General features: G+C 55.4%; 13 protein-coding genes and 2 pseudogenes. 7 read left to right on the top strand and 8 right to left on the bottom strand.

Annotation, left to right across the window (positions count from 1 at the left end):
* Window positions 1–96 precede the first annotated feature (96 nt).
* Window positions 97–495 carry a DUF4174 domain-containing protein gene (locus tag JNB88_RS27240; RefSeq protein ID WP_220358174.1) on the top strand — a complete coding sequence of 133 codons (399 nt, stop codon included), beginning with the start codon at window positions 97–99 and terminating at the stop codon, window positions 493–495.
* 103 nt (window positions 496–598) lie between these two features.
* Window positions 599–979 carry a response regulator gene (locus JNB88_RS27235; RefSeq protein ID WP_220358173.1) on the top strand — a complete coding sequence of 127 codons (381 nt, stop codon included), beginning with the start codon at window positions 599–601 and terminating at the stop codon, window positions 977–979.
* Window positions 980–985: 6 nt separating this feature from the next.
* Here the strand turns inward: JNB88_RS27235 and JNB88_RS27230 are convergent, their stop codons facing one another.
* Window positions 986–1,255 (bottom strand): DUF2934 domain-containing protein, encoded by a 270-nt coding sequence (locus tag JNB88_RS27230; protein ID WP_220358172.1) that lies wholly within the window; start codon window positions 1,253–1,255, stop codon window positions 986–988.
* A 130-nt stretch (window positions 1,256–1,385) separates the two neighbouring features.
* Between JNB88_RS27230 and JNB88_RS27225 the strand changes: the two are divergent.
* Window positions 1,386–1,685, top strand: a pseudogene (locus tag JNB88_RS27225) (LLM class flavin-dependent oxidoreductase); the annotation flags it as partial.
* A 105-nt stretch (window positions 1,686–1,790) separates the two neighbouring features.
* On the opposite strand, the gene JNB88_RS27220 reads toward JNB88_RS27225, so the two are convergent.
* Complete coding sequence (locus tag JNB88_RS27220) at window positions 1,791–2,009, bottom strand: hypothetical protein (RefSeq protein ID WP_220358275.1); 219 nt, start codon at window positions 2,007–2,009, stop codon at window positions 1,791–1,793.
* Window positions 2,010–2,669: 660 nt separating this feature from the next.
* Here JNB88_RS27220 and JNB88_RS27215 point away from each other — a divergent pair.
* The 3 genes and pseudogenes from JNB88_RS27215 to JNB88_RS33850 all read left to right on the top strand — a co-directional run bounded on the left by JNB88_RS27215 (window position 2,670) and on the right by JNB88_RS33850 (window position 6,213).
* A complete protein-coding gene (locus JNB88_RS27215) occupies window positions 2,670–4,175 on the top strand; it encodes an ATPase domain-containing protein (protein ID WP_220358170.1) in 1,506 nt (501 codons plus the stop codon).
* 181 nt (window positions 4,176–4,356) lie between these two features.
* A pseudogene (locus JNB88_RS33855) lies at window positions 4,357–4,968 on the top strand (PAS domain-containing protein); the annotation flags it as partial.
* A 126-nt stretch (window positions 4,969–5,094) separates the two neighbouring features.
* Window positions 5,095–6,213 (top strand): ATP-binding protein, encoded by a 1,119-nt coding sequence (locus JNB88_RS33850; RefSeq protein WP_223217356.1) that lies wholly within the window; start codon window positions 5,095–5,097, stop codon window positions 6,211–6,213.
* 19 nt (window positions 6,214–6,232) lie between these two features.
* Here JNB88_RS33850 and JNB88_RS27205 read toward each other — a convergent pair whose 3' ends face one another.
* Both JNB88_RS27205 and JNB88_RS27200 read right to left on the bottom strand, forming a co-directional pair.
* A complete protein-coding gene (locus JNB88_RS27205) occupies window positions 6,233–6,724 on the bottom strand; it encodes a sigma-70 family RNA polymerase sigma factor (RefSeq protein WP_220358169.1) in 492 nt (163 codons plus the stop codon).
* Between the two features lie 90 nt (window positions 6,725–6,814).
* Window positions 6,815–7,219, bottom strand: coding sequence for a response regulator (locus JNB88_RS27200; protein WP_222858155.1), 405 nt, complete (start codon window positions 7,217–7,219; stop codon window positions 6,815–6,817).
* Between the two features lie 616 nt (window positions 7,220–7,835).
* On the opposite strand from JNB88_RS27200, the gene JNB88_RS27195 reads away from it, so the two are divergent.
* Window positions 7,836–8,894, top strand: a complete 1,059-nt coding sequence (locus JNB88_RS27195; protein WP_220358168.1) for a YihY/virulence factor BrkB family protein — start codon at window positions 7,836–7,838, stop codon at window positions 8,892–8,894.
* Window positions 8,895–9,201: 307 nt separating this feature from the next.
* On the opposite strand, the gene treY is transcribed toward JNB88_RS27195, so the two are convergent.
* The 4 genes from treY to JNB88_RS27175 all read right to left on the bottom strand — a co-directional run.
* Window positions 9,202–11,646, bottom strand: coding sequence for a malto-oligosyltrehalose synthase (treY, locus tag JNB88_RS27190; RefSeq protein ID WP_220358167.1), 2,445 nt, complete (start codon window positions 11,644–11,646; stop codon window positions 9,202–9,204).
* Window positions 11,643–13,415 (bottom strand): malto-oligosyltrehalose trehalohydrolase, encoded by a 1,773-nt coding sequence (treZ, locus tag JNB88_RS27185; RefSeq protein WP_220358166.1) that lies wholly within the window; start codon window positions 13,413–13,415, stop codon window positions 11,643–11,645. The genes treY and treZ overlap by 4 nt, the downstream gene beginning before the upstream one ends.
* A gap of 43 nt (window positions 13,416–13,458) precedes the next feature.
* A complete protein-coding gene (gene glgX, locus JNB88_RS27180) occupies window positions 13,459–15,525 on the bottom strand; it encodes a glycogen debranching protein GlgX (RefSeq protein ID WP_220358165.1) in 2,067 nt (688 codons plus the stop codon).
* A 296-nt stretch (window positions 15,526–15,821) separates the two neighbouring features.
* Window positions 15,822–15,915, bottom strand: a 94-nt coding sequence (locus JNB88_RS27175) for an integrase core domain-containing protein (protein ID WP_220355436.1), incomplete at its 5' end; no start/stop codon positions are given.

The following is a 15,915-nucleotide window of genomic DNA, read 5'->3' as shown; positions in this document are numbered from 1 at the left end:
AGGGTCTTCAGAGAAGAACGCTATGACGGGAACTTTGCCGGTCCCTCAAGGTTTCTCTTCGTGCGAAACGGAATCGCCGACCACACGGGAAATGCCATGCTGAAATCACTACTAAGCGAAATTGTTGGCGTCCCTCAAGAGCCGACCGAGGGGCCCCCGAGCCTTCGCTCCTTCCGTCACAAGTGTCATGTTCTGGTGGTGTTTGGAGGATCAGCCGATCAGCGACCGGAAGAGCAGGAGCGGTTATTGACAAATCAGCAGGTTGCGCTCGAGACGCACGGTATTGCTCTGTTACGCGTAGCCGGTGGAGGCGTTTTCTCCAGCCTGGAAACAATTGTCGATATAAGTGCTGATGAGCTCCGGTCCGAACTGGACGGCCCATCACAGGAGGAGTTTGAAGCCGTTCTCGTGAATAAAGCAGGAAAGGTTACCATGCGTTCCAAGGCGCCAGTAAGCCTCCCCTACGTCCTCGATCTTATTGACAGACTAGCGTGACCCATCACCTGTCACCTTCCTTTCGAAGGCGAGGAGGATAAGTCGACTGAGTCAGCGAGTCTTTCGAAGATTCTGATCTACATAACCTTTTGCGGAGGAGAGAATGAACGTCATGATCGTCGAAGACGAATACCTAATCGCGATGGATTTGCAATCCATCGCCGAAGGAGAGGGGCACCGCAGTGTCGGCCCCCTTTCTACCATGGAGCAGGCTCTTGCTTATGCCCCCAAGGCAGATATTGCGTTGGTTGATCTGCGGCTTGCGGATGGGCCGACCGGGCCTGCACTTGGACGCAAGCTGATTGACCGATTTGGACTGGAAGTCATCTATATCACGGGAATGCCCGAAAAACTTGGTCCGGGAATTGAGGGCGCCTGCGATGTGGTTACAAAGCCATTTACTCCGGAGCAAGTTTCGAAAGCACTCGCACGGGCGTCCCGCAGGCGTGAGAGAAGGCGCGACAGGATCCGGATCTTTCAGTAGTAGGCCTCAAGCATCAAACGACTGCTTGGTCTGTTTGGCCAGTTCTTGTTCTGCTCGAAGCCAGTGCTCGTTGTGCCTGTCGTGCGGGCGGCCCTCCTCTTCCCAGAAATGATAAGCGAGGTGCCGGATCCGGTCCCGTTCGGCCTTCACATGACCGAAGGATTGGGAAATGGCATTTTCCGCGAGCTCTTGGCGCTGCCTTTCCGATCGAGGGGTGTCTTCGGCCCGTGCGTCGTCAGTCGCGTCTTCTAGACCGGTATCCTGCTTCACTACCATTAGTACCTCCGCCTGTTTGCCCGCTAACCGCAAACCGCCAACGCTTGCAGATGTTCCAGGCGTTGGCAGGTCTTGCGGCGCCGTTACACGTATCAAGAGCTGTTTCAGGTGCAAAGCTTCCGGCATCTGAGCAGATCACTTGGCACCGTGGAGCAGGCGCCAAGGCCATTCTGGTTTTGTATGGGCCTGGATGGGAGTGGCGCTTCAAGCCACGCGTTCGATCCCTTTCGCCATGCTCACTGTTCCACAAGGTTGGCGATACCATCCCGTCATCACAGCTCAGGCGTCTGCTACAATCGCCGACATGTTTCCGGGGCGATTTCCATGGATGGCGGTGGGGAGTGGCCAGGCCTTGAACTTACCGTTACGGGGGGATCGGTGGCCGTCGAAGCAAGAGCGAAATGAAAGGCTTGAGGCGTCCGTGAGCATAGGGTGATAGGGGTGGTTTGATATGACGCGGCGCGCCTATATCTGCAAATGCTTACTACTGAAGGTCACTCAGCGGCATTCAGGGCGCTCCGCTCCCACTCGCACCTTATACAGGCACTTCGACGGCGGTGAGATAATCGTGGGCATGTCTTTTTCCCGTGTCAATCAGTCGGCGATACTGGCGCTCTGGCTCACCGTAGGCATCGCCTGCATAGTTCTCTAGGCCTGTCCGATTGCGCACGCTGACAATCCCGGGGACGACGCCGAATTGCGAGTATAAAAGCTTGCTCAGTGTAAGCCGCGTGCAGAGTCGCAGAATTTCCATGCCTTCTGGCCAGATTCCGGGCAGGCGCATCCAGCAAAGGGCTTGGTGATCATCTGCAACTCGCGTTCCAGATGCCCCCTGTTTGAGCAATTCTATCTCGGGATAATCGATATGAGGAGAACATCGGCAATTGGCACCCATTCATACCAACCTGATGAGGAACCGATTGTTCGGCCGCGCGAAAGCGTCTTTTCAACACTGAAAGTCCATCGAGGGCACGAGCAGAAGATACTCGATCTCTTCCAGAATTTGAACGATGCTCCGCACGAGGAGCTCGTGACGACGACGTGGATCGCCAAGCCCTCATGGCCGGCGGCCCGGTTTGATGCCCCTTCGCCAGGTGTCGACACTCCTCCAAGTCGGACGCGTTGGATATTCTCTAGGCAGCGCCTCGGTGGGGCGAGGCCCTGACTGACTGGCCACGCGCCCCCCTCGAAAGGGAGGTCGACCCACAGTTCCAGCCACACATCTGTCACGCGGTAACAGCAGTTTGAGCTGATGCATGTAAGGATGTTTGAGGGTTCGTCGAGACGAACCGAAACGTCATCGATCACTTCGAGAGCGCACGTCTTCGCGCTTCGGCAGAACTTCCTTGGGGAGCCTGCTTTTCTTCTGCTCAATCGACACTAAATCTAAAAAACGAGCAAAAGACGAGGGATAATGGTGACGGCAGCTGAATATAAAGCCGAGACTGGTATCGAAGGTCTCGACGAAATTTTGGGCGGCGGGCTCTCAAGGGGCCACGTCTTCCTGCTTGAAGGAAGTCCCGGAACTGGCAAGACGACAATTGCACTACAGTTTCTTTTGCAAGGAGCTCGGCAGGGGGAAAGGGGGCTATACATTACACTGTCGGAAACGGAGCATGAGCTGCGGCAGGGGGCTGGTTCTCATGGGCTGACCATCGATGAGACGATTAAAGTCTTCGAACTCGTTCCCCCCGAAAGTATTCTCGATGACGCGCATCAACAAAGTCTTCTTTATTCGGCGGATCTCGAGCTCGGCGAAACCACAAAGATGATCTTCGAGATGTTCGAACAAGTCAGGCCTGACCGCGTCGTGCTCGACAGCCTTTCTGAAATAAGGTTGCTCGCTCAGGGGTCATTGCGTTACAGGCGCCAGATTCTTGCGCTGAAGCATTATTTTGCTCATCAGGGTGCGACGGTGCTGCTATTGGACGATTTGACGGCAGATGTGCTGGATAAGACAGTCCACAGTGTTGTTCATGGGGTTGTGCGACTAGAGGAGCTGGCACCGGATTATGGTGCGGAGCGACGGCGTTTGCGAGTTATTAAATATCGCGGCCAAGCGTTTCGCGGCGGCTATCACGATTTCGCCATACGAACAGGCGGAGTGTCGGTTTTTCCCCGCCTTCGCGCAGTCGAGCATCGCTCCGAGTTCGATCGACAAGCCGTCGGAAGTGGCAACTCGGAGCTTGACGCGCTTTTAGGGGGAGGGATCGAAAAAGGTTCAAGCACCCTCATTCTCGGCCCTGCTGGAACAGGCAAGAGCCTCTTTGGAATGAACTTCGTCGACTCGGCCATCAAACGTGGAGAGAAGGCGGCGGTTTTCGTGTTTGATGAGGAGCTAGGTCTGCTCTTCAATCGCCTGAAGCCTCTTGGGATCGATCTTGAGGACATGCGGGAAGCGGGCGTGCTACACATAGAGCAGGTCGATGCCGCAGAGCTCTCGCCAGGTGAGTTTGCGCACCGCGTTCGAGAAAGGGTGGATTTCGCGCAGGCAAAGACGGTCTTCATAGACAGTGTCAACGGCTACCAGGCGGCTATGCCGGAGGAAAACTCCCTCGTCCTGCACATACACGAGCTACTGCAGTACCTAAACCGGCAGGGAGCCAGCACGTTCCTGACGGTCGCTCAGCATGGGCTGGTCGGCGACATGAAGGCACCGGTCGACGTAACCTATCTTGCTGATACTGTTCTCCTGTTGCGTTATTTTGAAGCGTTTGGGAAGGTTCGGCGAGCTGTGTCCGTGATCAAGAAGAGAACCGGTGCGCACGAGGATACGATCCGAGAGTACACCATCTCGGGTGCCGGTCTTCGCCTCGGCGGTCCGTTGAGAGAATTCCAAGGCGTTCTACGTGGGGTTCCGACATTTCTAGGGCAGGCCAAGCCGCTGCTCGACGAGCAGGAGGGCAAACAAAATTCCTGAAACTATACCCTTCGCATTGGTCTACACGCCTGGTGGACGTGACGCTGACGTTGCAAAAACTCTACTTGCCGAGGTGGGGATAGAAACACGAACTGCAACGAGCATAGACGAATTCGTAAAGCTATTGTCGGACGTGACGCTTTTCGCGATCGTGACCGAAGAGAGCCTTCGCCTTGATGATATGCGGCCAGTCCACGATTGGACATCTACCCAGCCATCCTGGTCCGATCTTCCATTCATAGTGCTGACCCGGCGCAGCATGGGCTTGGAGCGGAATCCCACCGCCGATAGACTGGTAAGGCTGCTTGGCAACGTCTCGTTTCTCGAGCGTCCCTTCCATCCGACAACTTTTGTAAGCGTCGTTGAGACGGCTCGCCGCGGACGGTTGCGACAATACGAGGCACGGACCAGCATTGAAGAGCTCAACGAGAGCGAGCTTCGTCTCCGAACGGCCCTATTGGCCGGTCGGTTGGGCGCTTGGGAGCTCGAGCTTGCAGGGTTTGCACTTGTCGCCTCTGACGTCTGCAAGGCGTTGTTTGGACGAAAACCTCAGGACGAGCTGAGCTATCATTCCCTTGTTGAGGGGATACTACTTGATGATCGCCAACGCATGGAAGACGCGGTAGCCCACACTATGGCCTCCGGTTTGGACTTCGAGATCGAGTTTAGGCACCGATGGCCTGATGGGACACCGCATTGGGCTGAGATGCGCGGCAGACTCGTGCGCGAACGCGACGGTCGGCCGGCAAGAATAGTTGGCGTTTCCTCGGATGTTACATCCCGGAAGGTGTTGGAAGAGCGGCTAAGGGCAGAAAACGATTTGCTCGAGCAGCGGGTTGAGGAACGGACGCGCGATCTGAGGGAGGCGCACGAACGGCTCCTTGCTGAAACGGAGCAGCGCGCCAAGGCTGAGGAACGGATGCGCCAATCGCAGAAGCTGGAGGCGCTCGGACAACTGACCGGCGGCGTCGCGCATGACTTCAACAACTTGCTGATGGCTGTTCTTGGCAACCTGGAACTCGCCGAAAAGCGTGTGGATTCAGATCCAAAGACAGTCCGGCTTATTCGCGGTGCGATGGACGGTGCACGAAGAGGGGCATCCCTGACTCAAAGGCTTCTTGCTTTCGCAAGGCAGCAGGAACTCGAAGTGCGGCCAGTTGACCTTGCCGCTCTCGTTGATGGTATGCTCGACCTTCTCAAGCGCTCTGTAGGATCCACCATCGATATCAGGACTGAGTTTGAGGGGACTGTCCCGCCTGTTCTCGCAGATGCCAATCAGGTGGAGCTTGCGCTCCTCAATCTGGCTGTAAACGCTCGCGATGCCATGCCAGAGGGCGGCACTGTGGTTATAGGTCTTCGTTCCTTTGAGGACTATCGCCCGGCCGACGAACTTCCGGCTGGATGCTACGTGTGTCTTAGCGTCAGCGATTCTGGAACGGGTATGGACGAGGCGACGCTGCAAAGAGCGGTCGACCCCTTCTTCTCGACGAAGGAACTTGGAAAAGGAACAGGCCTCGGACTTTCCATGATACATGGTCTGGCGTTGCAACTGGGGGGCGCTCTCAGGCTTTCAAGCAAGCTGGGAGAGGGGACTTCGGCAGAGTTCTGGCTACCTGCTACCAGCGTTACAGTCAAAGAGGTTATTATGGCACCGAGCCAGGAGTCTTGTAAAACATCGACGCCACTTTCCATCCTCGTCGTCGACGATGATGCGCTTATCGCGATGAGCACGGTCGACATGCTTGAGGATCTCGGACATATGCCCATCGAGGCGAATTCCCCGTCCGACGCGCTGGCTGTCGCTAGATCCGACGTTAAGATCGACCTAATGATAACTGACTATTCGATGCCTCAGATGAACGGAGCCGAACTCGCAAGAGAGATTCTTGTGATCCGTCCGGGGCTCCCGATAGTGGTAGCGACAGGGTATGCGGATCTCCCTCCGGGAGCTGGGATCAATCTGCCCCGGTTGAGCAAGCCCTACACGCAGCAACAGTTGGCGTCGCAGATATCGACTTTGTTCGCAGTGGTCAGTTAGACGCCGAAGTAAGGAAGCACTATTGCAGTTCCATCATCAGATGGCGACGCGCGCGGTTAACCCGGCTCTTGATCGTACCGATTGGACAGTGGAAGTGCTCGGCAGCCTCTTCATAGCTGCGGCCATCGATGAAAATGAACTCGAACGCCGATCGGTACTTCTCAGGTAGGTTTGAGCAAGCAGTTTCCAGTTCGTGGCCGCGTAGCCTCCATTCCTGTTCCGGCTGTACACTCTCATGTGAGGATATGCATTCGGCCGTGCCCACCGCTTCGCGGCGCGCTATCCGGTACCGCGTGCAGAACGTGTTTCGCATAATCGTGAACATCCAGGATTTGAGCCTCGTACCCTCCTGAAAATGGTGAAGATGGGCCAGGGCCCGCACAAGAGTCTCCTGGACCAAATCGTCAGCGTCGTTCTGATTTTGATAAAACGTCCGGGCGAAGGCCCGTAGAGCCGGGATTACCTCGACAATCTGTCTATTTATCGATCCGGCTGATTTTCCTGCGGTCATCATCTCGTCCCCGCAAATCGCATGCGAGGAAAAGCGTTGCTGAACGGTTAAGTTCCGAGAAGTTTGATACCGTACGGTATCGCACCGTCGCTATTGAAATTTTCTCGAGGGCAGGAAGAGGGCAGCAGCGATCTCTGCTAACGCCGTTGGCTTTTCGCACAGATGGTACCCGCCGAACTTTTCGGGTATGTTTGCATCAATATAGGCAGTCGCGAACACGAAAGGGACGGACTCGTTGTGCAAACGGTCTGCGATCGGAAAAACCGTTTCGCCTTCCAGCCTGATGTCTAAAATTGCCGCGTCGATTTGCTCGTCGTCGATCATGGACATGCCAATATCAACAGATGGAGCCGGTCCTATGACGTAGGCTCCGGCAGCCTCGAGCGCTTTGCGTGTCTCGTCGGCGATGAAGAACTCATCCTCAACAATGAGAATTCGCTTTCCTGCCAGCAGTTTCAGGTAAGACTGCGCGTCGTTCCGATCCCTAGTTCTCAACGAAAGCCCCCCAAGGTAAGACCGCCCTGTCTCCTGCTACTGATCGACCGTCTAACCGTAACGCACAGCGATTGTTCCCGAACGGACCTGCGCTCGCCGGAGGTAAGGTGTCTATGGATTCGTCCTCTAACATACGTGCTCTTCTGGAAGTACCTTACTGTACAGAGGTTATTTATTGACGTCTAATATAAGGCGGATAGGATTGCGATGGTCATTTAAAGGGTTTGGGCGATGTTTGGCAGAAGCATTAAGGATTCTGACATGGTGATGTTGTCCCGCTCGGTTCAGGGTTGGTACAAATATTTTGACGTCAAACCGGACGAAAGAGCATCAGAAGTGCTCTGCAGTGCGGCAATCGACCTGTTCAACTTAGGGCACCTTACCGAGGATGAACTGGTAGCTGAATTAATCTCCAGATATCCCGGACCCGCGGCGGTCCTCGTTAACTCTCCTACATCTGCATCCACACATTGAGGCGCTTCAAGAAGCTTAACCATTGCTTGCAACGCCCATCTCGGCCGTTCGCTGCAAAGGGTGAACGTTCCGCCGCGTTGCATCCTTTTGCTGCTATAGGCGTTATGATTTCAGTTTAACACCTGCGATCGAGGCCTTTCCAATGAGAACGAATGCAACTGCCCTCATGGTCTTGTATATGGGCGCACTCGGCTTGGTAGCGCTTGGTTCGCGCAGAAACGCTGATGATCGCGCCTACTCGACCACCTACGACGATAAAGAACGGGGGAGAAATGCTACCGTCCCCGAGGCAATTCCTTGGAAGGGGCTTCGCGATGTCGGCTATCGATTGTTCCATGAGGTTCTCGACGATCGTGTTACACTGATTGCCGGTGGCGTGACTTTCTATCTCCTCCTTGCACTCTTTCCTGCTCTTGCGGCTCTTGTCGCGATCTATGGATTGATTGCAGACCCTGCAACCATGGCCGATCATCTGCGCGAGCTCTCAGGCCTTTTGCCCCCGGGCGCTTTCGATCTTCTCGCCGAGCGGATAAAAAGCCTTGTGGAGACGCGCAGCTCCACGCTTGGAGTTACCTTTTTTGTCGGCTTGGCGGTTGCCCTATGGAGCACTCATAGCGCCACGCTGGCTATATTCGACGCCATGAACGTTGCTTACGAAGAGAAGGAAAAACGGGGCCTTATCAAACTTAACGCTCTTGGCCTATGTTTCACAATATGCGCAATGTTGGCTGCTGCAGTCATGATAGGACTGGTTGCGATTATGCCTGTTGCACTTTCCTATCTCTGGCTGGATCAGTTCAAGGAACATCTCGCACTTTTACTTCGGTGGCCGCTTCTCCTTCTCGTGGCCGGTTTGGCAACCACTGCAGTCTATCGCTTCGGACCAAGCCGGGAACCGGCAAAGCTTCGGTGGATGACGTGGGGCGCTGTCGTCGTTACCCTGTCGTGGTTTGCAATGTCTGTCGGTTTCTCTTTCTATCTCAATCACTTCGCAAACTACAGTGCGACCTACGGCACGCTGGGAGCTCTGATCGGGTTTCTAGTGTGGACATGGCTTTCGATCGTCATTCTTATTGTTGGCGGTGAGCTGAACGCGGAGTTGGAACATCAAACAGCTGAGGACACCACAACCGGACCCCCGCTGCCTATGGGGTCTCGGGGCGCTTATGTCGCCGACACGCTCGGTGAGGCAGTCGTGTAACTTCACAGAGACGGGGGCAGCTTGAATCAAGGGGCCAAAAACTGCGCGTGTTGGAAACTTTCGGCAGGGTCTGATGTTCTGCTTTCGTCAAGACGGGAGTTGTCAATGACGACCTTAATTATCCTTGGATTGCTGTTGATTCTCATTCCCAGCGCAAGACTGCTTCTTTTCGCGTTGGTAGGTTACGCAAGCCTGGCCCTCGAGGAGAGGCGAAACCTTGCCATCCTGAGGAAGGCTATCAGGCGGCGCCATGATGACCCATAGAAGTCGTCGCCTCGCAGTTCTTTCGTCTCGTGATTTCTACCTGCTAGGGTTTTGGAGTGCCACCGCGGACGATCAGAGCAACTGGACCCGAGGCCAGTACGTCAGAGACCATCAGCCGGTCTGGGTCCAGCGCGCGGCTGGCTATAATATCGCAAACAGGATGATCAAGGCCCCGGGGAAGCGAAAGGGCGGTGTCGTCCCAGAAATCGCTGGGGGCGGCGTATGATCCGGTTGCGATCTGGCCCAGCATGAACCGGGAGGCAACGGTAACAGCGAAGTTACCGCCTGGATCAAGCCGAGCAAAGGCTATGACGTGACCGCTTCTTCTCCCCATGGCTGCAAGCGGCAAATAGCGTCCCCGACCAAAAAGGTCAGGGTACTGCTGGCGCAGACGCAGTCCCACTTGAACGATACGTTGTTTCAAATTGCCAAATTCCAGCTCCCACTTCTGCCGGTCGAGCGCTGACTTCAGGCGCAGCATGTCAAGCGGTCGCCGGTTGTCGGGGTCGACCAGGCTGAAGTCGCCTAGTTCCGAGCCCTGATAGATGTCCGGAATCCCTGGTGCGGTCAGTTTTATCAGCGTTTGCGACAGACTATTGACGTGACCGGCGGCGATCAGTGGACGAAGTACTACATTGAAATCCTTCGCAAACTCAGGGGACTGGCCGCTCAACCCTGACGCGTATTTCTTGACTGCATCCTCGTACACGGTGTCGGGATCATTCCAATTCGTCGAGAGCTTGGCCTCACGAAGCGCCTTTTGCGTATACGCGACAAAGCGATCCACCAATTTGTCCGTTGATGGTGTCTCACACGGCCAGCAGCCCGCCAGAGCCTGGTAGAGCATCCATTCCAGCTCTCGGTCCGGGATCTCGTCACTCTTGAATTTCCGGTTCATGGAGCTCCATCGCTTCAGCCCTTCACACCACGCATCAGGCGCCTCGCTCAGCGCATATAGACGAGCGCGGGCATCCTCACCCCGCTTGGTATCGTGGGTCGACGTCGCGGACAGTCCATTGGGCTGGCTTTGAAGTCGTGCCTCCATAAGGGCGTGGAAGGTGTCAAGACCTCCAGGTGGCTGATTTGGCTCTCCTCCGACTTCGTTCAGCGCGAGACTAGCATTGTGGCGGTAGAAGAGCGTGTCCTCCATTGCCTTGGCCATGATAGGACCGCTCAGTTGCTGGAAGCGCTTTCGCAGCTCAACCTGTGACCCGTCTTCCAGCACAGCCGCGAGCCACTCCAAGGCCTGCGGAGGGTCGCAATGGACCTTTGCCTTGTCCACTGCATGCCGCAGAATCGTCGCGTCGCCGGCGTTCAACGATCCAACTTGGCCGTACGTACGGTAAACCGGAAACGCGATTAGGAGCTCACGGATTGCACGAGCGACACTTTTTTGGTCGAATCCATGCGATGCTTTCATAGCTATGCGGACAAGAGCGTTCTTTTCTCCTTCGAAGTTTCGGTCGATCATAAGCGCCTTTGCAGCGCGCAGTTCGTCCTCGAAACCTCTCGAATGGGCGCTCAGTTCCTGGTAGCGGGATTGGAGTATCCTAAATCCGCGCGGTTCAACGAAAAGATTGGACAGGGCCGTAATAAATTCATAGCCCGTTGTACCCTGGATGGGCCACTCGGTGGGGATCTGCTCTCCTGGCCCGAGGATCTTCTCGGCTACGACATACACATCGGGTCCGACCGCCTGACGCAGTCTCGCGAGATAGCCTGCTGGATCAGCCAGACCGTCAATATGGTCGAGACGAATGCCTTGGACCTGCCCGGTGGCGACGAGTTCCAGGATGAGGCGGTGGCTTTGCTCAAAAACATCTGGTTCTTCAACCTTTAGGCCCACCAGCCCGGTAACTTCGAAGAATCGGCGGTAGCTGAGATGGCGAGACGCCGTCTTCCAGTTGGTGAGCTGCCAATGCTGGCGGTTGTGAACGGCGTCAAGTCCCGAGATGGATTCCGGATCGGGAATGGTATCAATTGACCCTGGCGCAAGCGGAAGGATGGTATCGAAGTAGGAGAGGCTCGGATTGCCGTGCTCATCCCGGATGAGGCGAATTTCGCCCGATTGTACTGCATCGAGGAATGGCTTGCCTAAGATAGGCAGTGTGAGCTTTTCACTCCAATCAATATCGAAATACGTTGCAAAGGAACTCCTCGTTCCGAACTTCAAGACGTCCGCCCACCATGGATTCTCGGTCGACGCGGCCATGTGATTCGGGACAATGTCGACGACCAAAGACAGCCCGGCCTCGGCGAGCTTGCGGCAGAGCTGGTCGAAGCCGGTGCGGCCACCCAAGGCGGGGTCGATTTCGTTACAGTTGGTGACGTCATAGCCGTGGGACGACCCTTCGACCGCGGTCATGATCGGGGAGGCATACAAATGGCTGACGCCAAGGTCCCGAAGGTAGGGGATAAGGCCTTCGGCCCGTTCGAAAGTCATGCCTTGGCGAAACTGTAGTCGGTAGGTACCCGTTGGAATTATCAAGACAAGATCCTCCATGAAACCGACCAGGGTCCCATCGATCCCGTAGAGATCAAGCCTAGCCGGAATATGCTTTCGCCTTGCTCCTCGCTTTCGGTATGAATTGTCCCGTCCGAAAGATTGCAGTCCAGGCGAAGGTGTCGGTTATCGGTAAGGCGCCAGGTCACCGTAACCAACCCCTCCTCGCTGCTCATAAAGGAGCCACTGTGGGCCCCAATCTTTCTAAGCAAGGGTATGATGCGCGCTCGCCTGACGGCTAATAGGCTTTGGTAGAAAGCAAGGTTTTCGGCGGCCGACGTTTCCACGAGGCGCGTCCAGTCGAGTTTAGCCGCTTCGAACGTCGCTTGGGAGGTGGGATCAGGTAGCTCGTCGGTATCGAACCCTGGAAGTCGGGCGAGTTCCTCGCGCCGTCCTTGCCGCACCTTTTCATTTAGATCCGCCTCGAAATCGCAAAAGTAGGGGAACGGTTCGCTGGCATTCCATTCCTCTCCCATAAAGAGCATCGGTATTTGCGGTGACAGCATGTAAGTAGCCGCAACAGCTCGCCGTATATCAACCGGGAGGGACGCTAGCGCGCGGTCTCCCAGCGCCCTGTTTCCGATTTGATCGTGATTTTGGATGAAAGACACGAACGCCGTCGGAGGAAGAGCAGCACTGGGCTTGCCACGTTCCTTGCCTCGATACGGCATTTTTTGGCCCTGAAAGACAAAACCCTCTGCAAGTGCTCTGCCGACAGCCCTATCGTCATCATAGTCGGCGTAGTATCCGAATGTTTCGCGCGTTGCTTTGACATGAAGAGCGTGGTGGAGGTCGTCGTTCCATTGAGCGGTAAAAAGATTGACATTTCCCCTGGTGTCTCGTGTCAGAAGACTGCTGTCGTTGTCTTCGTTCTCGAGGATAAGGTGGACCATTCTGTCACCGGCGGCTTTCGCGAGCCGCTCGGCAAGGTCGTGTAGGACATGGCTTGCGCTGCGATCATGAATTGCGTGAACTGCGTCAAGACGAAGTCCATCCAGTTTAAACTCGGATATCCAGTAAACAGCGTTCTCAATGATGAACTGGCGCACGTGACTGCTGCTTGTGTCATCATAGTTGATGCCGTTTCCCCAGGGTGTCTTATGGCTATCGGTGAAAAGAGGGGCATAGGCAGCCATGTAATTGCCGTCAGGGCCGAAATGATTGTAAACAACGTCGAGGAAGACGCAAATATTGCGCTCATGCGCCGCGTCGACAAGCATCTGCAGTTGTTCAGGCCGGCCGTAAGAGCTATCGGGCGCGTAGGGAAGCACGCCGTCATAACCCCATCCCCACCGGCCTGGAAAGTCTGCTATTGGCATGATCTGGATGGCTGTCACGCCAAGCCGCTTGAGATGATCCAGGCGATCGAGAGCCGCGACATATCCTCCAGCCTTTGTGAAGGCGCCAAGGTGTAGTTCATAGATGACAATCTCTTCCCAGGGTCGGCCTTTCCAATCGTGCTTCTTCCAGCGAAAACCGCTGAGATCAACGACCTCGCTTGGCCCGTGAACGTCATTTGGCTGATACCTCGACGCGGGGTCTGGCACGACGAGACCGTCATCCAGAACAAAACTATAACGAGAGCCCGGTCGCGCACCCGGGGCCGTGTACTGGTGCCAGCCTGTCGGCGACCGCGCCATTGGATACTCGCCCTTCCCATGAAGCCTAAGCTTTACATTGCTCTTGAAAGGCGCCCATAGCCGAAACTGCGTACCGTTCTTGGTTGGAACGGGACCGAAGGTAAAGTTGCTCAAGGTCGTCCTCCTTGCGCGTTAAGATGCCAGTGCGTCCGGCCAGCTATTGTCCCGCCCGCAAGAGGACCAGGCTGCGAGAGGGCAGCTTGTATTCCTCGGCGGTAATGGATCCCTCTTTGGCGGTCGGATCTGCCGTCGACACAAGCAACGTCCACGCCGTGTCGTCGGGAAGTGAGAAGGGAACGTCGCCATCGTGTGGGTTAAACAGCAGCAAAACGTCTGTCATTTCGTCTGCGGAGCCGTTGGGTTGCGACAACCTCAGGCCAATTGTTGTACTGCCCGGATCCGACCAGTGCTCCTCACTTTGTACACCTCCGGTCGGATTAAGCCAGGTGAGATGCATGCCGTCTCGCCAGCTTCCTCGCCTGAAGATTGAGTGTTCCTGGCGAAGCGCGATCAGGCGCCTGGTAAATTCCCGAAGCTGTTCGGCGCTTGGTGGCAGGTTGTCCCAATGGACCCAACTCAGATCGCTGTCCTGGCAGTATCCATTGTTATTGCCCATTTGGCTGCGCCCGAATTCGTCGCCAGCAAGCAGCATGGGTGTACCGTGAGAAAGGAAGAGGCTTGCCAGGAAGTTTCTTTTTTGCCGGTCACGAGCCGCATTGATAGCTTCGTCGTCAGTCGGGCCTTCAGCCCCGTAATTGAAGCTTCTATTGTCGTCATGGCCATCCTGGTTGTCTTCGCCGTTCGCCTCGTTATGCTTTTCATTATAGGAAACGAGATCATTGAGTGTAAAACCATCATGGGCAGTGATGAAATTGACGCTCGCCCAGGGTCGGCGGCCGCGCAAATCATAGATGTCGCCCGATCCCAAGATACGAGCGGCGAACTCCTGCATCGTCCCGTCCTCATCTTTCCAGTAGTCGCGAAGAGTATCGCGGTACTTATCGTTCCACTCCGCCCATCCGGGAGGAAATCCGCCGACCTGGTAGCCGCCAGGGCCGATATCCCATGGTTCTCCCACGAGCTTCATTTTAGCAAGAATCGGGTCCTGCCCGATGGCGTCAAAAAAGCCGCTGCGCTGGTCGAAGCCCTTCGGTTCCCGCCCCAGAATCGTTCCAAGGTCGAAGCGAAAACCGTCGACATGCATGCTCTGAGCCCAATATCGAAGCGAGTCCGTCACCATTTGCAGAACGCGCGGATGGGAGGTGTTGACGGTATTGCCGGTGCCGGTGTCGTTTATGTAGTAGCGCGCCTGTCCCGGGAGGGTGCGATAGTATGAGAAATTGTCGATACCCTTGAATGAAAGGGTGGGGCCAAGCTCATTTCCTTCAGCAGTATGATTGTAGACGACGTCGAGGATGACCTCAATGTTGGCATCATGGAAGGTCCGGATCATGTCACGCAAACCGGCAAGCCCTCGAGGTCCATAATAGCGCGATGCTGGCGCAAAAAAGCCGAGTGTGTTGTAGCCCCAGTAGTTTTTCAGTCCCTTGTCGAGCAAGTGAGAATCGTCGGGAAACCAGTGAATGGGCAAGAGCTCGATCGATGTAATGCCGAGACTTTTGACATATGACACAACGTCTTTATGAGCCAAGCCTTCAAACGTTCCTCGAAGCTCCGCCGGAACCGCCGGATGCAACTGGGTGAAGCCCTTGACATGTGTTTCGTAGAAAATCGTTTCAGACCAGGGTATCATTGGTCCGGGTTCTTTTCCTCTGTCGAATTGGACAGGATCTACGACACGGCATTTGGGCATCGAAGGGGCACTGTCGGTCTCGTCGAATGCAAGGTCCTTTTCCTCATCGTCCATTCGATAAGCAAATTGAGCCTGGCCCCACTTTATTTCTCCAACAAGCTCGCGCGCATAAGGGTCTACAAGAAGTTTGTTTGGATTGAACCGGTGTCCATTTTCGGGGTCATATGGACCGTGCACACGATAGCCGTACAAAGCACCCGGTTTTAGTCCAGGGATAAAACCATGCCAGATCTCGTTGGTATTCTCGGGCAGGTCAATGCGTTCGATCTCAGTTCCATCGTCAGAAAACAGGCATAATTCCACCCTTTCCGCGTGGGCGCTAAAGAGTGCAAAGTTAACCCCGCCGTCGTCGGGATTAGCCCCGAGCACGGTGTGATCGCCGGCCTGGATAGAACTGCTATAATTGGTCATTGGAGGTCCTTTAGGGCGAACTGAACACACAGAAACCCCTGGCGGGCTTGTTAGGTTCCTGGAAAGCGACCGCGCTTTGAGCTATGAGCCTCTATCGCACCCGGGATGGGCGAACGCTGTTCGCCAGGAGTTCTTGTATCGTCGCGAAGTCGCCAAAGAGCCTGTAAAGATTCTGTTCCTGCTTCGTGTCCAGTCCCATTTCCTTCGCGAATTCGGCTACGCTCCACACAGGTCTGTTGGCATGCCTTATGATATCAAGGGGATTGGAGTGCTCCCCGTTTCGCCGGACAGGTCAGCTATTGAGATGAAGCGTTGATGAACTCCCTTGGGGAAGCCATCTTCAGCGCTGAATGTGGATGGATTTCGTTGTAATCCTCGATCCATCCGTCG

The organism is Rhizobium cauense (genome assembly GCF_019511525.1).
In the GTDB taxonomy this organism is placed as follows: Bacteria; Pseudomonadota; Alphaproteobacteria; order Rhizobiales; family Rhizobiaceae; genus Rhizobium; species Rhizobium cauense.
Note: the sequence above shows the minus strand (reverse complement) of the source record. Positions and strands in the feature narration are given on the sequence as shown.

What these genes read in the sequence shown, in the direction of transcription:
- JNB88_RS27240 (WP_220358174.1), top strand. Translation starts at nt 97, where the DNA reads ATGCTGAAATCACTACTAAGCGAAATTGTTGGCGTCCCTCAAGAGCCG.
- JNB88_RS27235 (WP_220358173.1), top strand. Translation starts at nt 599, where the DNA reads ATGAACGTCATGATCGTCGAAGACGAATACCTAATCGCGATGGATTTG.
- JNB88_RS27230 (WP_220358172.1), bottom strand. Translation starts at nt 1,255, where the DNA reads ATGGTAGTGAAGCAGGATACCGGTCTAGAAGACGCGACTGACGACGCA.
- JNB88_RS27220 (WP_220358275.1), bottom strand. Translation starts at nt 2,009, where the DNA reads ATGGAAATTCTGCGACTCTGCACGCGGCTTACACTGAGCAAGCTTTTA.
- JNB88_RS27215 (WP_220358170.1), top strand. Translation starts at nt 2,670, where the DNA reads ATGGTGACGGCAGCTGAATATAAAGCCGAGACTGGTATCGAAGGTCTC.
- JNB88_RS33850 (WP_223217356.1), top strand. Translation starts at nt 5,095, where the DNA reads ATGCGCCAATCGCAGAAGCTGGAGGCGCTCGGACAACTGACCGGCGGC.
- JNB88_RS27205 (WP_220358169.1), bottom strand. Translation starts at nt 6,724, where the DNA reads ATGACCGCAGGAAAATCAGCCGGATCGATAAATAGACAGATTGTCGAG.
- JNB88_RS27195 (WP_220358168.1), top strand. Translation starts at nt 7,836, where the DNA reads ATGAGAACGAATGCAACTGCCCTCATGGTCTTGTATATGGGCGCACTC.
- glgX (WP_220358165.1), bottom strand. Translation starts at nt 15,525, where the DNA reads ATGACCAATTATAGCAGTTCTATCCAGGCCGGCGATCACACCGTGCTC.